Source organism: Defluviimonas sp. SAOS-178_SWC (assembly GCF_039830135.1).
Classification (GTDB): Bacteria; Pseudomonadota; Alphaproteobacteria; order Rhodobacterales; family Rhodobacteraceae; genus Albidovulum.
In genome coordinates this window covers 1,752,735-1,773,516 of the sequence record NZ_CP156081.1, presented here as the reverse complement: position 1 = coordinate 1,773,516, position 20,782 = coordinate 1,752,735, and the positions used below count along the sequence as shown (strand labels likewise).

The 20,782-nt window shown below is 64.7% G+C and carries 20 protein-coding genes; 13 read left to right on the top strand and 7 right to left on the bottom strand.

Annotated features, from left to right (window positions below; all coding sequences use genetic code 11):
- Window positions 1-100: 100 nt before the first annotated feature.
- The 4 genes from V5734_RS09565 (at window position 101) to grxD (ending at window position 4,571) form a co-directional block, all read left to right on the top strand.
- Window positions 101-1,006: a LysR family transcriptional regulator gene (locus V5734_RS09565; protein WP_347313269.1), complete on the top strand. Its 906-nt coding sequence runs from the start codon at window positions 101-103 to the stop codon at window positions 1,004-1,006.
- 661 nt (window positions 1,007-1,667) lie between these two features.
- Entirely contained in the window at window positions 1,668-3,827 is a 2,160-nt protein-coding gene (gene purL, locus V5734_RS09560; protein WP_347313268.1) for a phosphoribosylformylglycinamidine synthase subunit PurL, read from the top strand.
- A 127-nt stretch (window positions 3,828-3,954) separates the two neighbouring features.
- On the top strand, window positions 3,955-4,197 hold the full coding sequence (locus tag V5734_RS09555; RefSeq protein WP_347313267.1) for a BolA/IbaG family iron-sulfur metabolism protein: 243 nt from the start codon (window positions 3,955-3,957) through the stop codon (window positions 4,195-4,197).
- A 5-nt stretch (window positions 4,198-4,202) separates the two neighbouring features.
- Window positions 4,203-4,571 carry a Grx4 family monothiol glutaredoxin gene (grxD, locus tag V5734_RS09550; protein ID WP_347313266.1) on the top strand — a complete coding sequence of 123 codons (369 nt, stop codon included), beginning with the start codon at window positions 4,203-4,205 and terminating at the stop codon, window positions 4,569-4,571.
- 96 nt (window positions 4,572-4,667) lie between these two features.
- On the opposite strand, the gene V5734_RS09545 is transcribed toward grxD, so the two are convergent.
- Together V5734_RS09545 and V5734_RS09540 are read right to left on the bottom strand one after the other, a co-directional pair.
- Complete coding sequence (locus V5734_RS09545; RefSeq protein ID WP_347313265.1) at window positions 4,668-5,048, bottom strand: cell division protein ZapA; 381 nt, start codon at window positions 5,046-5,048, stop codon at window positions 4,668-4,670.
- The gene (locus V5734_RS09540) at window positions 5,048-5,539 is read right to left on the bottom strand and encodes a hypothetical protein (RefSeq protein ID WP_347313264.1); all 492 of its coding nucleotides are present in this window, start codon (window positions 5,537-5,539) and stop codon (window positions 5,048-5,050) included. The genes V5734_RS09545 and V5734_RS09540 overlap by 1 nt, the downstream gene beginning before the upstream one ends.
- A 233-nt stretch (window positions 5,540-5,772) precedes the next feature.
- Between V5734_RS09540 and tkt the strand changes: the two genes are divergently transcribed.
- Window positions 5,773-7,791 carry a transketolase gene (gene tkt / locus V5734_RS09535; RefSeq protein ID WP_347313263.1) on the top strand — a complete coding sequence of 673 codons (2,019 nt, stop codon included), beginning with the start codon at window positions 5,773-5,775 and terminating at the stop codon, window positions 7,789-7,791.
- Window positions 7,792-7,987: 196 nt separating this feature from the next.
- Here the strand turns inward: tkt and V5734_RS09530 are convergent, their stop codons facing one another.
- Window positions 7,988-8,965 (bottom strand): DUF808 domain-containing protein, encoded by a 978-nt coding sequence (locus tag V5734_RS09530; protein WP_347313262.1) that lies wholly within the window; start codon window positions 8,963-8,965, stop codon window positions 7,988-7,990.
- A gap of 242 nt (window positions 8,966-9,207) precedes the next feature.
- On the opposite strand from V5734_RS09530, the gene gap (V5734_RS09525) reads away from it, so the two are divergent.
- The 3 genes from gap (V5734_RS09525) (at window position 9,208) to gap (V5734_RS09515) (ending at window position 11,470) form a co-directional block, all read left to right on the top strand.
- On the top strand, window positions 9,208-10,212 hold the full coding sequence (gap, locus tag V5734_RS09525) for a type I glyceraldehyde-3-phosphate dehydrogenase (RefSeq protein WP_347313261.1): 1,005 nt from the start codon (window positions 9,208-9,210) through the stop codon (window positions 10,210-10,212).
- A gap of 26 nt (window positions 10,213-10,238) precedes the next feature.
- Window positions 10,239-10,382 (top strand): hypothetical protein, encoded by a 144-nt coding sequence (locus V5734_RS09520; protein WP_347313260.1) that lies wholly within the window; start codon window positions 10,239-10,241, stop codon window positions 10,380-10,382.
- Between the two features lie 86 nt (window positions 10,383-10,468).
- Window positions 10,469-11,470 carry a type I glyceraldehyde-3-phosphate dehydrogenase gene (gene gap, locus V5734_RS09515; protein WP_347312253.1) on the top strand — a complete coding sequence of 334 codons (1,002 nt, stop codon included), beginning with the start codon at window positions 10,469-10,471 and terminating at the stop codon, window positions 11,468-11,470.
- A gap of 134 nt (window positions 11,471-11,604) precedes the next feature.
- Here the strand turns inward: gap (V5734_RS09515) and coaD are convergent, their stop codons facing one another.
- The 3 genes from coaD to V5734_RS09500 form a co-directional block, all read right to left on the bottom strand.
- Window positions 11,605-12,111, bottom strand: a complete 507-nt coding sequence (gene coaD / locus V5734_RS09510) for a pantetheine-phosphate adenylyltransferase (protein ID WP_347313259.1) — start codon at window positions 12,109-12,111, stop codon at window positions 11,605-11,607.
- 93 nt (window positions 12,112-12,204) lie between these two features.
- Window positions 12,205-12,639, bottom strand: a complete 435-nt coding sequence (locus tag V5734_RS09505; RefSeq protein WP_347313258.1) for a CBS domain-containing protein — start codon at window positions 12,637-12,639, stop codon at window positions 12,205-12,207.
- 57 nt (window positions 12,640-12,696) lie between these two features.
- Window positions 12,697-13,587 (bottom strand): LysR family transcriptional regulator, encoded by an 891-nt coding sequence (locus tag V5734_RS09500; protein WP_347313257.1) that lies wholly within the window; start codon window positions 13,585-13,587, stop codon window positions 12,697-12,699.
- 100 nt (window positions 13,588-13,687) lie between these two features.
- On the opposite strand from V5734_RS09500, the gene V5734_RS09495 reads away from it, so the two are divergent.
- Window positions 13,688-15,187: a CoA-acylating methylmalonate-semialdehyde dehydrogenase gene (locus V5734_RS09495; RefSeq protein ID WP_347313256.1), complete on the top strand. Its 1,500-nt coding sequence runs from the start codon at window positions 13,688-13,690 to the stop codon at window positions 15,185-15,187.
- Window positions 15,188-15,432: 245 nt separating this feature from the next.
- Window positions 15,433-16,560, top strand: coding sequence for a carboxylate-amine ligase (locus tag V5734_RS09490; protein WP_347313255.1), 1,128 nt, complete (start codon window positions 15,433-15,435; stop codon window positions 16,558-16,560).
- Between the two features lie 93 nt (window positions 16,561-16,653).
- Here the strand turns inward: V5734_RS09490 and V5734_RS09485 are convergent, their stop codons facing one another.
- A complete protein-coding gene (locus V5734_RS09485) occupies window positions 16,654-17,313 on the bottom strand; it encodes a VPLPA-CTERM sorting domain-containing protein (RefSeq protein WP_347313254.1) in 660 nt (219 codons plus the stop codon).
- A 332-nt stretch (window positions 17,314-17,645) separates the two neighbouring features.
- On the opposite strand from V5734_RS09485, the gene V5734_RS09480 reads away from it, so the two are divergent.
- The 3 genes from V5734_RS09480 to mmsB are packed head-to-tail and all read left to right on the top strand — an operon-like array spanning window position 17,646 to window position 20,706.
- Window positions 17,646-18,791 (top strand): acyl-CoA dehydrogenase family protein, encoded by a 1,146-nt coding sequence (locus tag V5734_RS09480; RefSeq protein WP_347313253.1) that lies wholly within the window; start codon window positions 17,646-17,648, stop codon window positions 18,789-18,791.
- Complete coding sequence (locus V5734_RS09475) at window positions 18,791-19,837, top strand: enoyl-CoA hydratase/isomerase family protein (RefSeq protein ID WP_347313252.1); 1,047 nt, start codon at window positions 18,791-18,793, stop codon at window positions 19,835-19,837. Before V5734_RS09480 ends, V5734_RS09475 begins: the two co-directional genes overlap by 1 nt.
- Window positions 19,834-20,706 carry a 3-hydroxyisobutyrate dehydrogenase gene (gene mmsB / locus V5734_RS09470; protein WP_347313251.1) on the top strand — a complete coding sequence of 291 codons (873 nt, stop codon included), beginning with the start codon at window positions 19,834-19,836 and terminating at the stop codon, window positions 20,704-20,706. The genes V5734_RS09475 and mmsB overlap by 4 nt, the downstream gene beginning before the upstream one ends.
- Window positions 20,707-20,782 lie beyond the last annotated feature (76 nt).

Below are 20,782 nucleotides of genomic sequence, written 5' to 3'. Positions count from 1 at the left end.
ACGGAGCCGGCAAATCGCACACTCTGGTTTTTGTTTCACTTCCCCGACGTATGTAATTGAGCGATAAGGCATCGGTCGAAAAACGACAGAAAGAAACGGAATGGATTGGGACAAGCTCAGAATATTTCACGCGGTCGCGGATGCGGGCTCTCTCACCCATGCGGGCGAAGCGTTGCACCTGTCGCAATCCGCCGTGAGCCGGCAGATCCGCGCGCTTGAGGAGAGCCTCAACACCACGCTGTTCCACCGCCACGCGCGGGGACTGATTCTCACCGAACAGGGGGAACTTCTCTTCGACGCCACCTCGTCGATGAACCGGCGGCTCGAGACGGCCTCGGCACGGATCCGCGACAGCGAGGACGAGGTCTTCGGCGAACTCAGGGTCACGACAACGACCGGGTTCGGGACGCTCTGGCTCGCCCCGCGCCTCGGCAAGCTGTACGAGAAATACCCTGACCTGAAGATCGACCTGATGCTGGAGGAGCGCGTGCTCGACCTCCCGATGCGCGAGGCGGACGTCGCGATCCGGATGAAGGAGCCCAGTCAGGCGGACCTGATCCGCCGCCGGCTGATGAGCGTCCGGATGCGGCTTTATGCGACGGCCGACTACCTCGCAACCTGGGGATCGCCGAGCGGGCTGGAGGACATCCCGGAACACCGGCTGATCAGCCAGAACCCCTCGACGGCGCAGGTCGCCGCGGGCGCGACGCTCGTGCAGAGCCTGCTGGCGCAGGACATTCGCTCCACGCTGACCGTGAACAACTATTACGGCGTCTTGCAGGCGGTGCTCTTCAATCTCGGCATCGGTGTTCTGCCGGATTACCTGACGGAAGACTTCCCGAACCTCGTCCGTGTCTTGCCGGAAGTGGAATCGAGCGAGGTTCCGGTGTTCCTCGCCTACCCCGAGGAACTGCGCCACTCGAAGCGCATTGCGGCGTTCCGGGATTTCGTGATGGAAGAGATCATCGCATATCGAAAACGGCGCGTGGATGACACCGCAACCTGAGGTTGCGGTGAGGCATGCCTGCAACGCATAGCGGCCATGTTGCGCCTGCGGCATGATTTTTCTTGAACCGTTCGCAAACCGCACATAAATCGAACTTGAAGGCGATAGTTGAGGCAACTCTTACCGCCTTCTACCTCCCTGTTGGACTTGGGCCGAGCTTGTCTCGGCCTTTTTTTTCGCAGGTTGCGAATTGCCTGCCCCACATCGCGAGACTTCGGCCCTCCGCGTAAGGACGCGCCGGACTGACCCCCCCCCCCGAAGCGGCAAGACCGCCTTCCGGCAAGTGCCCGTCCCTCGGCAACCGACATCCGAAAATCCATCCACGCGACTGCGAAGAAGCTGTCGTTCGGCCTCGGTTCCGAAATCCGAGATGCCGGATCACGGACGATCCGGGCCGGGTCAGCCCCGCGCCAGTTCGCCCGCCAGCGCATCCCGTTCGATCGGCGCTGTTTCGGACGCTCCGGCCTCCGCCTGCGCGGCGGCCCTGTTGAGCCGAACGACGGGTGCCGGTTCGTGGACCAGTAGTGCGCCGCAAGGACGCCCCCCCGCAACCCGGCTTCCACATCCCTCGACAGATTTTTTTCGGCTCCGGTTTTGGGCCTTTCCTCCGCCTCCCCTTGCCCCTAAAAGACGCCGCAACCGCGAAGCTCCGGGGGATGGAATGCTGGAACCTGAGATCACCGAGGATCTGATCGCCGCGCACGGGCTGAAGCCCGACGAATACCAGCGGATCCTTGAGATCATCGGGCGCGCACCGAGCTTCACCGAACTTGGCATCTTCTCGGCGATGTGGAACGAACATTGTTCCTACAAGTCGTCGAAGAAGTGGCTCCGCACGCTGCCGACAACGGGCCCCCAGGTGATCTGCGGACCGGGCGAGAATGCGGGCGTCGTCGATATCGGCGACAACCAGGCCGTCATCTTCAAGATGGAGAGCCACAACCACCCGTCCTATATCGAACCGCATCAGGGCGCCGCGACCGGCGTCGGCGGCATCCTGCGCGACGTCTTCACGATGGGCGCGCGACCCATCGCGGCGATGGATTCGCTCAGCTTCGGCGTGCCCGATCATCCCAAGACCGCGCATCTGGTGAAGGGTGTGGTGGAGGGCGTCGGCTCCTACGGCAACTGCTTTGGCGTGCCGAATGTCGGCGGCGAGGTGCGGTTCCACAAAAGCTACAACGGCAACTGCCTCGTGAACGCCTTCGCGGCCGGTCTCGCCGATGCCGACAAGATCTTCTATTCGGCCGCCTCCGGCGTCGGCATGCCCGTCGTCTATCTCGGCGCGAAGACCGGGCGCGACGGCGTCGGCGGCGCGACCATGGCCTCGGCCGAATTCGATGACACGATCGAGGAGAAGCGGCCGACCGTGCAAGTCGGCGACCCCTTCACCGAAAAGCGCCTCTTGGAAGCCTGCCTCGAACTCATGGCGTCGGATTCCGTCATCTCGATCCAGGACATGGGGGCGGCGGGCCTCACCTGCTCCGCCGTCGAGATGGGCGACAAGGGCGGTCTTGGCATCAAGCTGCAACTCGACGACGTGCCGCAGCGCGAGGCGCATATGACCGCGTACGAGATGATGCTGTCGGAAAGCCAGGAGCGGATGCTCATGGTCTTGAAGCCCGAGAAGGAAGCCGTCGCGCGTGCGATCTTCGAGAAATGGGACCTCGATTTCGCCATCGTCGGCGAGACGATTGCCGAGGACCGCTTCCTGATCTTGCACGGCAACGAGGTGAAGGCCGACCTGCCGTTGTCGAAGCTGTCGTCCTCGGCCCCCGAATACGACCGGCCCTGGTTGCCCACGCCCGCCGCGGCGCCGCTCGGGGACCTGCCGGAGATCGATCCGATCGAGGGGCTGAAGGCGCTTATCGGCTCGCCGAACTACGCCCACAAGTCCTGGGTGTGGGAGCAATATGACACGCAAGTGATGGCCGACACGATCCGCACGCCCGGCATGGGCGCGGGCGTGGTGCGGGTCCACGACACCGGCAAGGCCCTTGCCTTCACCTCGGACGTCACGCCGCGCTATGTGAAGGCGAACCCGGTCGAGGGCGGCAAGCAGGCGGTCGCCGAAGCCTATCGCAACCTGACCGCCGTGGGCGCCCTGCCCCTCGCCGCGACCGACAACCTCAATTTCGGCAATCCCGAGAAGCCAGAGATCATGGGGCAGTTCGTCGGCGCGATCAAAGGCATCGGCGAGGCCTGCTCCGCTCTCGACCTGCCGATCGTCTCTGGCAACGTCTCGCTTTACAACGAGACCGACGGCAAGGGCATCCTGCCGACGCCGACGATCGGCGCGGTCGGGCTTCTGAACTCGCTCGACGACCTCATCGCCGGCCTGCCGTCAGACGGCGACGTCGCGATCGTCATCGGCGAGACGAAAGGCCATCTCGGCCAGTCGGCCCTTCTCGCCGAGGCCTTCGGACGGGAAGATGGCGATGCGCCGCATGTCGACCTTGCCGCCGAGCGGCGGAACGGCGAGTTCCTTCGCGCCAACCGCAAGTCGGTCCGTGCCGCGACCGACCTCTCCGATGGCGGCCTCGCGCTCGCCGCCTTCGAAATGGCCGAGTCGGCGGGCATCGGGGTGAAGATCGACCCCGACACGACCGCCTTCCTTTTCGGAGAAGACCAGGCCCGCTATCTCGTCGCGGTGCGGCAATCCGACATCGCCACGCTGACGGCGGCGGCCAATTCGGCGTCGGTGCCTTTGGCGCTGGTCGGCCACTTCGGCGGCACGACGGTGACGCTCGGCGCGGCCTCCGCCCCCCTCGCCGCGCTCTCCACCCTCTACCGTGAAGCCTTCGCCGCCGCGGTCACCTGAACGCATCGGGGCTTCCTCAGTGCCGAAACACCCCCGCCGCAGGCGCCGCCCCGGCCACGCGCGGTACCTTGCGGCGCATCGACGCCCGGCTTACATATGAGGCAAGACCAAAACGGAAGGACGCCTCATGGCGATGGAAGCGCAAGACATCGAAACCCTCATCCGCGCGACGTTCCCGGAGGCGAAGATCACCATTACCGACCTCGCCGGTGACGGGAACCACTACGCCGCAGAGGTGATCGACGAAAGCTTCCGCGGCATGAATCGCGTCCAGCAGCAGCGCGCGGTTTATGCCGCGCTCAAAGGCAAGATGGACGGCGCGCATGGGGAACTCCATGCGCTCGCGCTGACTACCAAGGCACCGGAGTGACTGATATGACCACAACGACCGCGCTCGACCGGATCCGCGACACCGTCGAAAAGAACGACGTCGTGCTCTTCATGAAGGGCACCAAGGCCATGCCGCAATGCGGCTTCTCCTCCCGGGTCGCCGGGGTCCTGAACTTCATGGGCATCGACTATGCCGACGTGAACGTGCTCGAAGATGCCGAGATTCGCCAGGGGATCAAGGACTTCTCCGACTGGCCGACCATTCCGCAGCTTTACGTGAAGGGCGAGTTCGTCGGCGGATGCGACATCGTCACCGAGATGACGCTGTCGGGCGAGCTCGACCAACTCTTCGACGCGAAGGAGGTGGCCTACAACAAGGACGCCGCCGACCAGATCCGCGCCGCGAACGCCTGATTTTCAGAACCTTCGCGTTCCAAATTGAAATGGCCGCCCTCTCGGGGCGGCCATTGCGTTTGAAGGAACGGAATGGACACGCCCGAAGGCGCGATCCTACTGAAGCCGCTCGTCGACGCGGGCGGCAAGCGCCTCGGCCCGGGCCGCGATCTCGGCGAAGGTCTCGGTGACGATATCGGGGATCACCGGCACCTCGATGCGCTCGGGATTGGCGCGCGCATTCGCGGCCACCCGCTCGGCCACGACCGCGCGTTCCTCGGCCGCCCGCAGCTGGTCCTCGAGCCCCGCCGCCTTGTCGGCCAGCATCAGCCCCGCCATCAACAGCATCCGCGCCTCCGGCATCCGGCCGATCTGGCCAACGAGTACCGTCGCCTCGTTGTCGAGCATCTTGGCGGCGGCGCGCAGGAAATGCTCCTCGCCGTCCTGACAGGCCACGTCGAAATCGCGCCCGCCGATGGAAATCGTGACGTCCGGCATCAGGCCACCTCACCGATCAGGGGTTTGAGTTCGGACAGGATCTCCTCCATCTCCGCCACCTGCGCCGCGCGGGCCGCACGGAGCGCTTCAAGCTCGGTCATCATGGTGCGGTTGATCAGGTGCGGCTCCGCCACCCCTTCCTGTGCGGCTTCGCTCAGCGCGCGATTCGCCTCGGTCAGTTCGGTGTTCAGCTCCTTCTGCCGCTGAAGTTCCAGCCCCGTCGCGTTGAGTTGCTCGGTCAGGCGGCCGACCTTCTTTTCCAGCGCCTCGACCATTGTTTCCTGCTTTTCCCTGATCGCGCGCACGCGCTCGGTCAGTTGCGCATTCGCCGTCCGTTCGGCGTCGAGCGCCTCGCGCATGCTGGCCAGCTCGTTATCGTCGGTGCTTGCGACCGGCGCCGCTCCAGCGCCCTGGTCAAGCAGGTCCAACCCCGCGCCAATCCGCCCCAAGGCCGCCGAAATCCGGCGTTCCAGCTCGGTTATGTCGCTCATTTCCTCAGGCCCCCTGACGTTTCACTCGGTCACGTTTCTCGACTTACCGGGGCTTTGGACGCGCATGCCTTGTCGGCGAATCGGACCGGCCCCCACCGATGCCAAGTTTAGACCAAAGCCGGCGCCGATTTCTCCCCCTTTCGCATCAGGGTCTTAGAGGGCGCGCTTGATCTCGCCCGCGAGCCTGCTATCAAGCCCGCGACTTCGCTTCCCCAAACAGAAGGATTGCCCCCGTGGACATCGCCACCCTTCGCGAAAAGCATGCCGATCACTGGATGAAGGCCTGCGCCATCCGCGCGCTCGCAATGGACGCCGTCCAGGCGGCGAATTCCGGCCATCCGGGGATGCCCATGGGCATGGCCGATGTGGCCACGGTCCTCTTTGAAAAGCACCTGAAGTTCGACGCCGCCGCCCCGAAATGGGCCGACCGCGACCGCTTCATCCTCTCGGCCGGTCACGGCTCGATGCTGGTCTACGCGCTCCTTTACCTGACCGGGTACAAGGACATGACGCTCGATCAGGTGAAGAACTTCCGTCAGTGGGGCGCGATCACCGCCGGTCACCCGGAATACGGTCACGTTGCGGGTGTCGAGACCACGACCGGCCCGCTCGGCCAGGGCATTTCCAACGCCGTCGGCTTCGCGATGGCCGAAGAGAGCATGCGCGCCCGGTTCGGCAAGAAGGTCGTCGATCACTACACCTGGGTCATTGCCGGCGACGGCTGCCTGATGGAGGGGATCAGCCACGAGGCGATCGGGCTTGCCGGAATGCAGAAGCTTTCGAAGCTCATCGTGCTCTGGGACAACAACAACATCTCCATCGACGGCAAGATCAGCCTTTCCGACGTGACCGACCAGCGCGCCCGCTTCGCGGCGGCCGGCTGGACCGTGTTGCACTGCGACGGCCATGACCCGGCCGATATCGACCGCGCCCTGACCGAGGCCAAGGCCTCCGACCGGCCGGTCCTTGTCGACTGCAAGACCCATATCGGCTTCGGCAGCCCGAAGAAGCAGGACAGCGCCGGCGCCCACGGCTCGCCGCTCGGCCCAGACGAGATCAAGGCCACCAAAGAGATCTACGGCTGGAACCACGGGCCCTTCGACATCCCGAAAGACGTGAAATCCGCCTGGGAAAAGATCAGCGCGCGGGGTGCAACGGCCCGCGCCGAGTGGGACGCACGGCTGGCCGCGCTTTCGGCGCAGAAACGCGCCGAGTTCGAAAGGCAGATGTCCGGCGGTGCGCCGAAAAAGCTCGCCTCGACCATCCGCGCGCTGAAAAAGCAGAATTCCGAACTCCAGCCCAAGGTGGCGACCCGGAAGGCTTCGGAGCACGTGCTGGAAGTCATCAACCCGGTGATGCCGGAAACCATCGGCGGCTCGGCCGACCTGACGGGATCGAACAACACCAAGACCGGCGATCTCGGCATCTTCAACCCGGAAAACCGCAATGGCCGCTACGTCCATTACGGTATCCGCGAGCATGGCATGGCGGCGGCGATGAACGGCATGGTGCTGCATGGCGGCGTTCGTCCCTATGGCGGCACGTTCCTGTGCTTCACCGACTATGCCCGCGGCGCGATGCGGTTGTCCGCGCTGATGGGCGTGCCCACGGTCTATGTGATGACGCACGACTCCATCGGTCTGGGTGAGGATGGCCCGACCCACCAGCCGGTCGAACACCTCGCCATCTGCCGCGCCACGCCCAACACCTGGACTTTCCGCCCTGCCGACCTGATCGAGACGGCCGAAGCGTGGGAACTGGCGCTGACATCGGAAAAGACGCCGTCCGTCCTCGCACTGTCGCGGCAGAACCTGCCGACCGTGCGGACCCTGCATACCGCGAAGAACCTTACCGCCCAGGGCGCCTACATCCTGCGCGAGGCCGGCGCGAAGCGGCAGGCGATCCTGATGGCGACCGGCTCCGAGGTCGAGATCGCGCTGAAGGCGCGCGACCTTCTGGAGGCCGAGGGCATCGGCACCCGCGTCGTCTCCGTTCCTTGTATGGAGCTTTTCGCTTCCCAAGCCGAGGCCTATCGCAAGCGCATCCTTCCCGCCGGCCCCGTGCGCGTCGCCATCGAGGCGGCGGTGCGCCAGCCCTGGGATCGCTGGCTTCTCGGGGAGCGCGGACGCGAGGCGAAGGCGGCGTTCGTCGGCATGGGCAGCTTCGGCGCCTCGGCCCCGGCGGAACGCCTCTATCCCGAATTCGGCATCACCGCCGAGGCCGTCGTGGCCGCGGTCAAGGCACGTCTCTGACCGGGGGCACGGCACGCCGGGCGGGCTTCCGGCCTCCGTGCTGAGGGCGCCGCGAAGGTTCTTCATCGCGCCGGGCAGGACATGGCTGTCCAGTCCGGCGACCGCCTTCGGCGCGAGCGCAGGGAAGCCGACTTCGAGGACGTTGGTGAATCAGGCCGGGACGATCGGGATTGGGCGCCGAGCCCAATGACAGTCGTCAGTGCGCCGCCGGCTTGCTGCCGCCTGTGAGGACGGACCAGACCGGCCCGATCACCCGCGTCACAAGCGGGATCAGGATCATGCCGAAGGCGAGCCCGAAGATGCCGTAGCTGAGCGCGGATGTCGCCCAGGCCGCAAGGCCCGCCAATCCTTCCGATACGCCGTGCGCGACCGCCTCTGCCCAGCGATGGATCGTGTCGTAGAGGACCGGCCAGCCCAGCACGTCGAGCCCGTGGATGATGATCGAGCCGCCGACCCAGAGCATCGCGGCGGTGCCGACAGTCGAGAGAAACACCATCAACTTCGGCATCCCCTTCACAAGCCCGGTGCCGAGGCTGCGGCCGAACCCGGTCCGCGCCGTCGCCGCCATGAAGAGCCCGATATCGTCCATCTTCACGATGAGCGCGACTGATCCATAGACCGCCGCCGTGATCGCCACGGCGACCAGCGCCAGCGTCACCGCCTCCATCCAGAACGCGCCTTCGGGGATCGCGGCGAGCGTGATGGTCATGATTTCGGCCGAAAGGATGAAATCGGTCTTGATCGCGCCCCTTACCCGCGCTTCTTCGAGATGAACCGGATCGCCGACATCCATATCCTCCTCGACCTCGTGATCGGCATGGGGAAAGAGTCGGTGAAAGATCTTCTCCGCCCCTTCGAATGAAAGATATGCCCCCCCGAGCATCAGCAAAGGCGTAATCAGCCACGGCGCGAAGGCGTTCATCAGCATCGCCGCAGGCAGCAGGACCACCAGCTTGTTGAAGAGGGAGCCCTTGGTGATCTTCCAGATGATCGGTAGCTCGCGTTTCCCTTCGAAGCCGTGGACATATTTCGGCGTTACGGCGGCATCATCGATGACGACACCTGCCGCCTTGGTGCCGGCCTTTGCCGCCATGCCGGCCACGTCATCGACGCTCGCCGCCGCAACCTTGGCAATCGCCGCCACGTCGTCGAGAAGGGCAAGAAGTCCACTCATGATCCGTCCACGTCCATTGCGTGACGGCACCCTAGCCCATCACCCGGAAGAGGCAAGCCGATGGCTCTTGCCGCCACAGTTGTGTCGTCTTCGCCCCATTGTCCGAAGTGTTTTCGCTAACATCACGACGTTTTCGCTAACATATTGAAATGGCGGGTTTTCCCGCCTCTTACTCTTTGGTATGGGAACCGGGACACGCGCGGACCGGCACCTTTCACGCGCCCGGAACAGGAGACCAGAACATGACCGTCACCATCGGCATCAACGGCTTCGGCCGGATCGGGCGCTGCACGCTGGCACACATCGCGGAAGCCGCGCGCAACGATGTCCAGGTCGTCAAGATCAACGCCACCGGGCCGATCGAGACGAATGCCCACCTCCTCAAGTACGACAGCGTGCATGGCCGTTTCGGCGGGCCGGTCAAGGTCGCGGGCAACACGCTCGACCTCGGTCGCGGTCCGATCGAGGTCATGTCGACCTACAATCCCGACGAACTCGACTGGGACGGTGTCGACGTCGTCCTCGAATGCACGGGCAAGTTCAATGATCGCGCCAAGGCTGCGGTGCATCTGGGTCGCGGGGCCAAGCGGGTTCTCGTCTCGGCACCGGCGAAGAACGCTGACAAGACCGTGGTCTACGGCGTCAATCATCGGGAATTGAAGGCCGACCACCTCGTCGTGTCGAACGGCTCCTGCACGACGAACTGCCTTGCGCCGCTCGCCAAGGTGCTGAACGACAAGATCGGCATCGAATCCGGGATCATGACCACGATCCACAGCTACACCGGCGACCAGCCGACACTGGACCGTCGGCACAAGGACCTCTACCGCGCCCGCGCCGCCGCGATGGCGATGATCCCGACCTCGACCGGGGCCGCTAAGGCGCTGGGCGACGTGCTGCCGGAACTTTCGGGCAAGCTCGACGGCACCGCGATGCGGGTGCCGACGCCGAACGTCTCGGCGGTGGACCTGACCTTCCAGGCGGCGCGCGACGTGACCGTGGCCGATGTCAACGAAGTGGTAAGGGAAGCCGCGGCAGGATACATGGGCATGGTCCTCGCCTATGATCCGGAACCCAAGGTCTCGATCGACTTCAACCACACACCCTATTCCTCGATCTTCGCGCCGGACCAGACCAAGGTCGTGGGCAAGCGTACGGTGCGTGTGCTTGCCTGGTACGACAACGAATGGGGCTTCTCCTGCCGGATGGCCGATGTGGCCGGCGCGATGGGGCGGCTCCTGCAATAAGGAGCTTCGGGGCCCCGCCCCCGCCCATGACCAACCGGATCGCCCTGACGCTCGTCGTCCTGATCGCCGCGTTCTTTCTTGCCGATCATGTCTGGCTGAGCCTCGGCGCGCCCGTCTTCCTCGGGCGCAAATTCGTCGACTTCATCGAATTCCTCGCCTTCTGGCGGTGACACCGCTACTCTGCGGTTGACGCCTGCGACGGAATTTGATGTTAGCGGTAACGAAAAACGAACCGCTTCGACTGAGGAGGATTGCGATGACGGTGAAGGTAGCGATCAACGGGTTCGGGCGGATCGGGCGGAACGTCCTGAGGGCGATCGTCGAGTCGGGGCGCAAGGATATCGAGGTCGTGGCGATCAACGATCTCGGCCCGGTGGAGACCAACGCCCATCTCCTGCGCTTCGACAGCGTCCACGGCCGCTTCCCGGCCGAGGTCACGACGACCGAGACCACGATCGATGTCGGCCGCGGGCCCATCGAGGTGACCGCGATCCGCAACCCCGCCGAACTGCCCTGGGCCCATATCGACGTCGTGATGGAATGCACCGGCATCTTCACCGACCGCGACAAGGCGGCGATCCACCTTGAGAACGGCGCCAGCCGTGTCCTCGTCTCGGCGCCCTCGAAGGGCGCCGACAAGACCATCGTCTACGGCGTCAACCACAAGACGCTGACGAAGGGCGACCTCATCGTCTCGAACGCCTCCTGCACCACCAACTGCCTCTCGCCGGTGGCGTCCGTCCTCAACGAGTCGGTGGGCATCGCCAAGGGCTTCATGACCACGATCCATTCCTATACCGGCGACCAGCCGACGCTCGACACGATGCACAAGGACCTCTACCGCGCCCGCGCGGCGGCCTTGTCGATGATCCCGACCTCGACCGGGGCGGCGAAGGCGGTGGGCCTCGTGCTGCCGGAACTCAACGGCAAGCTCGACGGCGTCGCGATCCGGGTGCCGACGCCCAACGTCTCGGTCGTCGACCTCGTCTTCGAGGCCGCGCGCGATACCAGCGTCGAGGAGATCAACGCCGCGATCCGCACCGCCGCCGACGGGCGCCTCAAGGGCATCCTCGGCTATACCGACCGGCCCAACGTCTCCTCCGATTTCAACCACGACCCGCATTCGTCGATCTTCCACATGGACCAGACCAAGGTCATGGACGGCCGCATGTGCCGCATCCTCGCCTGGTACGACAACGAATGGGGCTTCTCCAACCGTATGGCAGATACCGCCGTCGCAATGGGAAAATTGATCTGAAAATCCAGATCGCGATTTTCGCGGGTGAACCGACAGGAGCGACCGCCCAAACCGGGTTCGACATCGAGATCAAGGGTTGGAACCAACCGCGCCATCAGCTGATGTGCATGGCCCGAGTTGTCGTGCGAAACTAACTAACGTCGCTGGAGGTTCTCGAACCGCTCCACGAGCGCTTCCCTGACCGACGGGGTGACGAACTTCGACACATCGCCGCCCAGGCGCGCGATCTCTTTCACCAGTTTGGACGCGATCGCCTGCCGCCTCGCGTCGGCCATCAGGAAGACGGTTTCGATCGACGCGTCCATCGCCCTGTTCATGCCGACCATCTGGAACTCGTATTCGAAATCCGCGACTGCCCTCAGCCCGCGCACGATCACCGACGCGCCGACGTCGCGCGCGCAGTCGATCAACAGGTTCTCGAACGGATGGACGACGATCTCCCCCCCGGTCTTCGCCACGATGCCGGCACATTCCGCCTCGACCATCGCCACACGCTCCTCCAGCGAAAAAAGCGGTCCCTTGTCCCGGTTGATCGCCACGCCGATCACCAGCCGATCGACAAGCGCCATTGCCCGTTGAATGATATCGGTATGTCCGAGCGTGATCGGATCGAAAGTGCCTGGATAAAGGCCGATGCGCATGGGTCCTGCCCTTTCGATCTGAGACATGCGCGGCCACGCAACAATATTGCGCGCGCGATTGCAAGCCCTTCCTGCCGCGGCGCGGCGAAGGGCTCAGTTGCCCATGATCATGCCTTCAAGCGCATTCTTCTCCATCGCGAGTTCGGAGATACGCGCGGCAACGACGTCGCCGATGGAGATGATACCGACCATCTCCGCCCCGTCCATCACCGGCATGTGACGGAACCGTCCGGCCGTCATCTTCTCCAGCACGGAGTCGGCCGAGTCACTCGGCGCGCAGGAAATCAGGTTGCGCGTCATCAGCGCATCGACCGTCTCGGCCATGCAGACCGCACCGCGGCGGCCGAGGTCGCGCACGATGTCGCGCTCCGAAAGGATGCCGAGCGGTGTCTTGCCGTCTTTCGTGACGACGACCGCACCGATCCTCCGCTCCGCCAAGAGTCTCGCGGCATCCGCGATGCTCGATCCCGGCGCCACAGTGATGACGTCGGACTTCGGTCTGGAGCGCAGAATTTGATGCACCTGCATGGCAACCTCCTGATGACGCGGGCCTTTTACGCAGGGTCGTTCCTTCCCCCCCTTCTGTCAAGCCAAGGCTTCAAGCCGCGCCACTTCGCGGCGCACGCCCTGCACCAGCAACTCCGCGAAGCGGTTCAGACGATCAACCCGGCGGTCGTCCGGATGGCGGATGAGATAGAAGGACCGCGTCAGCGACACCTGATCGGGCAACACCTTCACGAGACCCGGCGCGGCGGACATGGCGAAATCGTGGACGACGGCAATCCCGGCGCCATTCCGGACCCAGTTGAACTGGACCGAGATGGAGTTCGACGCAAGTGTCACGGCCTCCATTCCGGCCTCTGTCTGGTAGTCGAGTTCCTTGTCGAAGATCAGGTCTGAGATATACCCGATCGTCCGGTGGTGTTTCAGATCGGCGCGTGTCGTGATCGGCGGGTGCCTGTCCAGATAGTCGCGCGAGGCGGCAAGGTGGAGCCTGTAATCCGTCAGTTTCTGGACCGTGAGCCGCCCCGACGCGGGGCGGCTGACCGCGATCGCCATGTCGGCCTCGCGCTTTGACAGGTTGAAGACGCGGGGCTGGGCGACGATCTGGACGTCGAGGCCGGGATGATCGTCGCAGATCTGCGACACGACCTGCGGCAGAAGGTAGTTGGCGCTGCCGTCCGGCGCGCCGATCCTGATCTGACCGGTCAGGCCGCTGCCTCCGCCCGCCTCGTCCATCGCCTCGGTCACCGCCTGCTCGGCGCGAATGGCATGGGCGAGAAGGCGCTGCCCCTCCGCCGTCAGCGTGTATCCCTGCGGCGACCGGGCGAAGAGCCTGAGCGCCATCGCCTCTTCCAGCTTGCCGATCCGCCGCCCCACCGTGGCAGGATCGAGCTTCAGCACCCGCCCGGCCCCGGACAGGCTTTCGGACCGCGCGACGGCAAGGAAAACCCTCAGATCATCCCAATCGGCCATGCATCTACCTTTGCGAAATTGCAAAACCCTTTTGGGAAACTGCCCCTTTTCACCGCAATTATGCAAGACTATTGTGCCAGGGAAGTTACGGGAGGTTTCCATGAAAGAATTGAGCCACTGGATCAACGGCGAACATGCGAAGGGCACGTCGGGCCGCTTTGCGGACGTGTTCAACCCGGCCACGGGTGAAGTGCAGGCGAAATGCCCGATGGCATCGAAGTCCGAGACCGAGGCGGCCATCGCCAACGCCGCCGCCGCCCAGCCCGCCTGGGGCGCGACGAATCCCCAACGCCGGGCACGCGTCATGATGGCCATGGTCGGCCTCATCAACCGCGACATGGACAAGCTGGCGGAGGCGCTGTCGCGCGAGCACGGCAAGACCCTGCCGGACGCCAAGGGCGACCTTCAGCGTGGCCTCGAAGTGATCGAATACTGCATCGCCGCGCCGCAAATGCTGAAAGGCGAGTACACCGACGGCGCCGGCCCCGGCATTGACATCTACTCGATGCGCCAACCGCTGGGCGTCGTGGCCGCGATCATGCCGTTCAACTTCCCGGCGATGATGCCCCTCTGGCACGTCGCCCCGGCGCTCGCCTGCGGCAACTCGGTCGTCCTGAAACCGTCCGAGCGCGATCCCTCGGTGCCGCTGATGCTGGCCGAACTGTTCGTCGAGGCCGGGCTGCCAAAGGGCGTGTTCCAGGTGGTGAACGGCGACAAGGAGGCGGTCGACACGCTGCTTGACAGCGAGACGATCCAGGGCGTGTCCTTCGTCGGCTCCACCCCCATCGCGCACTACATCTATTCCCGCGCCACGGCGAACGGCAAGCGCGCCCAGTGCTTCGGCGGCGCCAAGAACCACATGATCGTCATGCCGGATGCCGACATGGACCAGGCCGCGGACGCGCTCGTCGGCGCGGGCTACGGTGCGGCGGGCGAACGCTGCATGGCGATTTCGGTCGCGGTGCCGGTCGGCGAGAAGACCGCCGACCAGCTGATCGAGAAGCTGGTTCCGCGGATCGAGAAACTGCGCGTCGCCCCCTATACCGACGGCGACAACGTGGACTTCGGCCCGGTCGTCACCCGCGAGGCGAAGGAACGCATCCTCGGCCTCATCAACAGGGGCGTCGAAGAGGGCGCGGAACTCGTGGTGGACAACCGAGACTTCTCGCTTCAGGGCTACGAGAACGGCTTCTTCGTCGGCCCGCACCTGTTCGACCGGGTGACGCGCGACATGGACATCTATAAGACCGAGATCTTCGGCCCGGTCCTGTCGGTGGTGCGCGCCAAGACCTATGAGGAAGCCATCGGCCTTGCCATGGATCACGAATACGGCAATGGCACCGCGATCTTCACCCGTGACGGGGACACGGCGCGCGACTTCGCCCACCGGATCAATATCGGCATGGTCGGCGTCAACGTGCCGATCCCGGTGCCGCTGGCCTATCACACGTTCGGCGGCTGGAAGAAGTCGATGTTCGGCGACCTGAACCAGCATGGCCCCGATTCGTTCAAGTTCTATACACGCACCAAGACCGTGACCGCGCGCTGGCCGTCGGGCATCAAGGAAGGCGGCGAGTTCAACTTCAAGGCGATGGACTGATCGCACGGACAGTGAACGAAGGGCGGCCCTCGGGCCGCCCTTTTTCCTTGCGACCGTCAGGCTGAAGCGCGGAGTTTCGGCAGGGCGGGCGCCCTGCCCAGATCTTCGGGCGCAAGGACGACATAGCGGTCATGCCTGCCGAAACGCCCGGCGCATCACCCACGGCAAGGGGCCGCGCAAGCCCCCGCGCTTGCCCCGCGCCGCGGCCTCTGCTCAACTGCCGGAAACCGTGGGGAGGCGGCGCAATGATCGAGCCGGAATTCACCTTGGGTGTCGAGGAGGAATACCTTCTCGTCGACCGCGACAGCCTCGCGCTCGCCGTCGCACCGGAGGCGTTGATGCAGGCCTGCCGGACCGAGATGGAAGGCCAGGTCAGCCCGGAATTCCTGCAATGCCAGATCGAGATCGGAACCCGCGTCTGCAAGGATATCGGCGCGGCGCGCGACGATCTGCGACGCCTGCGGTCCTGCGTCTCGCGCCATGCCGCCGAGTACGGGCTGGCGCCCATCGCGGCGTCCTGCCACCCGTTTTCCGACTGGAAGGACCAGCACCACACCGACAAGGAGCGCTACAACGACCTCAGGCGCGATCTCGGCGGCGTTGCCCGTCGGTTGCTGATCTGCGGCATGCATGTCCATGTCGGCATCCCGTCCGAGGACATGCGGATCGACCTCGTCAACCAGCTCAGCTACTTCCTGCCGCATCTTCTGGCGATGTCGTCCTCGTCCCCCTTCTGGCAGGGCGACGATACCGGGCTCGCGAGCTACCGGCTCACGGTCTTCGACAACCTGCCCCGCACCGGCCTGCCGCCGAAATTCTCGAGCTGGGCGGAATTCGAGCGGGCGGTCGCGGCGCTGGTGAAGATGGGGCTGATCGAGGATTCGACGAAGATCTGGTGGGATCTGCGGCCATCGGCCCGCTTCCCGACGATCGAGAGCCGGATCTGCGACGTCTCGCCCCGGCTGGAGACCGCCCTGTCGCTGGCGGCGATGACGCAATGTCTGACACGGATGCTCTGGCGCCTGACGCGTGCGAACCGGCGCTGGCGGCTTTACGACAATTTCCTCATCGGCGAAAACCGCTGGCGGGCGCAGCGCTACGGCATCAATGGCGGTCTGATCGATTTCGGCCGGCTGGAGGTCACTGATTTCGCGACGCTCCTCGACGAGATGATCGACCTCGTGACCGAGGACGCCGACGCGCTTGGCTGTTCGGCCGAGATCGAGGCGCTGCGCCAGATTACCGCGACCGGCACCAGTTCTGACCGTCAGCGCGCCGTGCGGATCGAGGCGCTGGAAGCCGAAGCGGACGAAACGGCGGCAATGCGCGCCGTGGCCCTGCATCTCATCGAGGAATTTCACGCCGACCTCTGACGGAAATCTGGACCCGCAATTCAGGGTATGGCCAAAGTAAAAGGGAGGGCGTCGCCCTCCCTTCTTGTTTCTCGCAGGGTCCGGAAGGCCCGGTCAGGCCTTGCGGCGACGGCGGAGCACGCCCATCGCACCGAGCGCACCAATCATCAAGACGCCCGCCGCAGGCACGGGAACCGGCGCTGGCGTGTTGACGAAGCTTTCCGAGCCGCCATTGGCGAAACCCTGGACATGGATGCCGATCCTGAGGGATCCGGCCTGGTCGCCGCCGAGGTCGAGAGCCGCCAGCACGTCGCTGTAAGTGGTGCCGCTGATCAGCGACCACACGATTGTCAGCCACTCGCCGGGATTGACGCCGTTCGGCTGAACGGGCGCCGTGCTGTCCGCGGACGCGCCTGTCGGGCTGACCGAGAAGCCGATCGTCTGACCACCCGGCAGATTGCCCGGCTTCGCCAGCGGAGAATAGGAAACACCTGTCGACCCGGTGATGGAACCCATGCTCCGGAGCAGCCCGGCCTGATCGTCCCAGTAAACATCAGTGATCGACGAGGCCAGCGGCCCGGAATTGTTGAAGGTGAACGACACCGTGCCAGACCCGCTGTCGATCACATCGACGCTGAGCTGGTTTTGACCGGTGGTGGTGTTGGTGGAGGAGGTGTTCGTCACACCGCCAAAATTGTAGGTCGCCGCGTCAGCGGCAAAAGCGGACACAGCCATAACTACAGACAGCGCCGCAGCCCTGAAGGAGAACGTCATTTTTTTACCCAAGCCCCTGAGTACTACCCAATGTACTACCCACACAAAATCAGAATCTCCCACAATTGTCCCGTTTGCAAGAAGATTTAGGCGACTCCCGCCCTGCGTGTATTCCCGCAAGCGCTTGTTTCCATTTTCGGTTTCTTTACCGTTGAAGGACTGGAACAGTTTCCACCTTGTAGCCACATGAAGCAGTCATCGGCCGTCCTGAATCGGACCGAATCAACGACCGGCAGAAACGGCTTCGCCCCGTTTAGGCCTTGCAAAACTCTTGCAACAGTTGGAATTTAACACGCGTTCAATTCGCCACGGCACCACGCGCGGGAGGGGACATGGACTTTGCGCTGAGTGAGGAACAACAGGCCATCTTCGATATGGCCAAGGCGTTCGGCGCGGACCACATCGCGCCCCATGCCCGGGACTGGGAAGCGGTCGGCACGATCCCGAAGGATCTCTGGCCGAAAGTCGCGGAACTCGGCCTCGGCGGCATCTATGTCAGCGAGGACTACGGCGGTTCCGGCCTGACGCGCCTCGACGCGACCCTGGTGTTCGAGGCGCTCGCGATGGCCTGTCCCGCCGTCGGGTCGTTCCTGTCGATCCACAACATGTGCGGCGGCATGATCGACAAGTTCGGCAGCGCCGAGACGAAGGCGCGCTGGCTTCCCGCGCTGACCTCGATGACGAAGATCTTCTCCTACTGTCTGACCGAGCCGGGATCGGGGTCGGACGCCGCCGCCTTGCGCACCCGCGCCGAGCGGACGAACGAGGGCTGGAAGATCAATGGCGCCAAGGCCTTCATCTCGGGCGGCGGCTATTCGGACATCTATGTAACGATGGTGCGGACCGGCGAGGACGGACCCAAGGGGATTTCGACCGTGATCGTCGAGGACGGCACCAAGGGCCTGTCCTTCGGCGGGCTCGAGGACAAGATGGGCTGGCGCGCGCAGCCGACCGCCCAAGTGCAGTTCGACGATTGCATGGTCCCCTCGGAAAATATGATCGGCGAAGAGGGCAAGGGCTTCGTCTACGCGATGGCTGGGCTGGACGGCGGACGGCTGAACATCGCCGCATCGGCCCTCGGCGGGGCGCAGGCGGCCCTCGACGCGACTCTCGCCTATATGGGTGAACGCAAGGCGTTCGGGAAGACCATCGACCAGTTCCAGGCCCTGCAATTCCGGTTGGCCGAGCTTGAGGTGAAGCTCCAATCGGCGCGCACGTTCCTGCGCCAGGCGGCATGGAAGCTCGACAACAAGGCGCCGGATGCGTCGAAGTTCTGCGCGATGGCGAAGATGCTGGTGACGGACAATGCCTTCGACGTCGCCAACCAGTGCCTGCAGTTGCATGGCGGCTATGGTTATCTCGCCGACTACGGGATCGAGAAGATCGTTCGCGATCTCAGGGTGCACCAGATCCTTGAAGGCACGAACGAAATCATGCGGTTGATCATCGCCCGCACCCTTCTTGCCGAGCGCGGCTGATGGACGACATCGCGATCAGAAAGGAAGGCCGCGCCGGGCGGATCACCCTCAACCGGTCGAAGGCGCTGAACGCGATCACTTACGAGATGTGCGTCGCCATCGACGCCGCCCTGAAGGTTTGGCGCGAGGATGACGAGGTCGCGCTGATCTTGATCGACGCGGCCGGCGACCGCGCGTTTTCAGCCGGTGGCGACATCGCCGAGATGTATGCGACCGGCACGCGCGGCGACTATTCCTACGGCCGGACGTTCTGGTTCGACGAATACCGCATGAACGCACGGATCGCTGACTACCCCAAACCGGTCGTCAGCTTCCTTCAGGGCTTCACCATGGGCGGCGGCGTCGGCGTCGGATGTCATGGTAGCCACAGGATCGTCGGCGAGTCGTCGCAGATCGCGATGCCGGAATGCGGAATTGGCCTCGTGCCGGACGTCGGGGGATCGTTCCTCTTGGCGTTGGCACCGGGGCGGCTGGGCGAATATCTCGGTACGACCGGCGCGCGCATGGGGCCTGCGGACGCCATCCTTGTCGGATTTGCCGACCATTTCATCGCCGAGGCGGAATGGGACGCGCTGAAGGTGCGGCTTGTCGAGACCGGCGACGCCGCCGTGGTGCTTGCGGCGGCAACCGAACCACCCGACGGCCGGCTTGCCACGCTCCGAGCGGAGATCGACGCGCATTTCGCCGGCGAGACGCTCGGCGATATCGTGCGCGCCCTGAAACATGCCGAAAGCCCCTTTGCGACGGAGGCGCTGAAGGCGCTCGGCCGCGCCGCGCCGCTTTCGGCCGCCTGCACCGTCGAGATGCTGCACCGATTGCGGCCCGCTCCGACGATGCGCCGCGCGCTGGAGATGGAGTACCGTTTCACCTATCGTGCGATGGAACATGCCGATTTCATCGAGGGCATCCGCGCCGCGATCATCGACAAGGACCGCAACCCGAAATGGCGCCACGCCGGACCGGAGGCGGTGCCGGCCGTGGACGTATCGAAGATGCTGATGCCGCTCGGGCCGGACGCACTGACATTCGAGGAGGAAGGCAAATGAAGATCGGTTTCATCGGTTTGGGCAACATGGGCGCCCCGATGGCGAAGAACCTCGTCGCCGCTGGGCACGAGGTCTGGGGCCACGACCTGCACGCGCCGATGCCCGACGGCGTCCACGGTGCGATCAGCGCCGCCGGTGCTGCGAAGGACGCCGACGTCGTCATCACCATGCTGCCGAACGGCGCGATCCTGCGCGCGGTCGCCGACGACGTGATCCCGGCGATGAAGCCGGGTGCGGTGCTCTGCGACTGCTCCACGGTGGATGTCGAAAGTGCCCGCGCGGTGGCGGATCAGGCCACGAAGGCGGGCATCCTCGCCGTCGATGCGCCGGTCTCGGGTGGCGTCGGCGGGGCGGCTGCGGGAACGCTCACCTTCATGGCCGGCGGCACGGACGCGGCCTTCGCCATCGTCAAACCGCTTTTCGAGGTCATGGGCCAGAAAGCCGTGCATTGCGGCGGATCCGGTGCCGGTCAGGCGGCGAAGATCTGCAACAACATGATCCTCGGCGTCACTATGATCGCCACCTGCGAGGCCTTTGCGCTGGCCGACAAGCTCGGCCTCGACCGGCAGAAGATGTTCGACGTGGTCTCGACCTCCTCAGGCTATTCGTGGACGATGAACGCCTACTGCCCTGCCCCCGGCGTCGGGCCGAAATCGCCGGCCGACAACGACTACAAGCCGGGCTTCGCCGCGGAACTGATGCTGAAGGACCTGCGGCTCTCGCAGCAGGCGGCGGAGGCGGCGGATGCGGACACGCCGATGGGCAAACTCGCGGCGCTCCTCTACGAAACCTTCGTCGAGACCGAAGGTGGAAAGGGCATGGATTTCTCGGCCATGCTGCCGCGTTTCGAAAAGCGCCATCGCGGCTGAATTCCGCCGATCACGTCCCTGTGGGGAACCCTTCGGCCGTGGGCATGTTACCCCACTGCAGAAGCAATGGAGATTC

Bases quoted from the DNA above. Each gene is read 5' to 3' on its own strand.
- V5734_RS09565 (WP_347313269.1), top strand. From the start codon at position 101: ATGGATTGGGACAAGCTCAGAATATTTCACGCGGTCGCGGATGCGGGC.
- purL (WP_347313268.1), top strand. From the start codon at position 1,668: ATGCTGGAACCTGAGATCACCGAGGATCTGATCGCCGCGCACGGGCTG.
- V5734_RS09555 (WP_347313267.1), top strand. From the start codon at position 3,955: ATGGCGATGGAAGCGCAAGACATCGAAACCCTCATCCGCGCGACGTTC.
- grxD (WP_347313266.1), top strand. From the start codon at position 4,203: ATGACCACAACGACCGCGCTCGACCGGATCCGCGACACCGTCGAAAAG.
- V5734_RS09545 (WP_347313265.1), bottom strand. From the start codon at position 5,048: ATGCCGGACGTCACGATTTCCATCGGCGGGCGCGATTTCGACGTGGCC.
- V5734_RS09540 (WP_347313264.1), bottom strand. From the start codon at position 5,539: ATGAGCGACATAACCGAGCTGGAACGCCGGATTTCGGCGGCCTTGGGG.
- V5734_RS09530 (WP_347313262.1), bottom strand. From the start codon at position 8,965: ATGAGTGGACTTCTTGCCCTTCTCGACGACGTGGCGGCGATTGCCAAG.
- gap (WP_347313261.1), top strand. From the start codon at position 9,208: ATGACCGTCACCATCGGCATCAACGGCTTCGGCCGGATCGGGCGCTGC.
- V5734_RS09520 (WP_347313260.1), top strand. From the start codon at position 10,239: ATGACCAACCGGATCGCCCTGACGCTCGTCGTCCTGATCGCCGCGTTC.
- gap (WP_347312253.1), top strand. From the start codon at position 10,469: ATGACGGTGAAGGTAGCGATCAACGGGTTCGGGCGGATCGGGCGGAAC.
- coaD (WP_347313259.1), bottom strand. From the start codon at position 12,111: ATGCGCATCGGCCTTTATCCAGGCACTTTCGATCCGATCACGCTCGGA.
- V5734_RS09505 (WP_347313258.1), bottom strand. From the start codon at position 12,639: ATGCAGGTGCATCAAATTCTGCGCTCCAGACCGAAGTCCGACGTCATC.
- V5734_RS09500 (WP_347313257.1), bottom strand. From the start codon at position 13,587: ATGGCCGATTGGGATGATCTGAGGGTTTTCCTTGCCGTCGCGCGGTCC.
- V5734_RS09495 (WP_347313256.1), top strand. From the start codon at position 13,688: ATGAAAGAATTGAGCCACTGGATCAACGGCGAACATGCGAAGGGCACG.
- V5734_RS09490 (WP_347313255.1), top strand. From the start codon at position 15,433: ATGATCGAGCCGGAATTCACCTTGGGTGTCGAGGAGGAATACCTTCTC.
- V5734_RS09485 (WP_347313254.1), bottom strand. From the start codon at position 17,313: ATGACGTTCTCCTTCAGGGCTGCGGCGCTGTCTGTAGTTATGGCTGTG.
- V5734_RS09480 (WP_347313253.1), top strand. From the start codon at position 17,646: ATGGACTTTGCGCTGAGTGAGGAACAACAGGCCATCTTCGATATGGCC.
- V5734_RS09475 (WP_347313252.1), top strand. From the start codon at position 18,791: ATGGACGACATCGCGATCAGAAAGGAAGGCCGCGCCGGGCGGATCACC.
- mmsB (WP_347313251.1), top strand. From the start codon at position 19,834: ATGAAGATCGGTTTCATCGGTTTGGGCAACATGGGCGCCCCGATGGCG.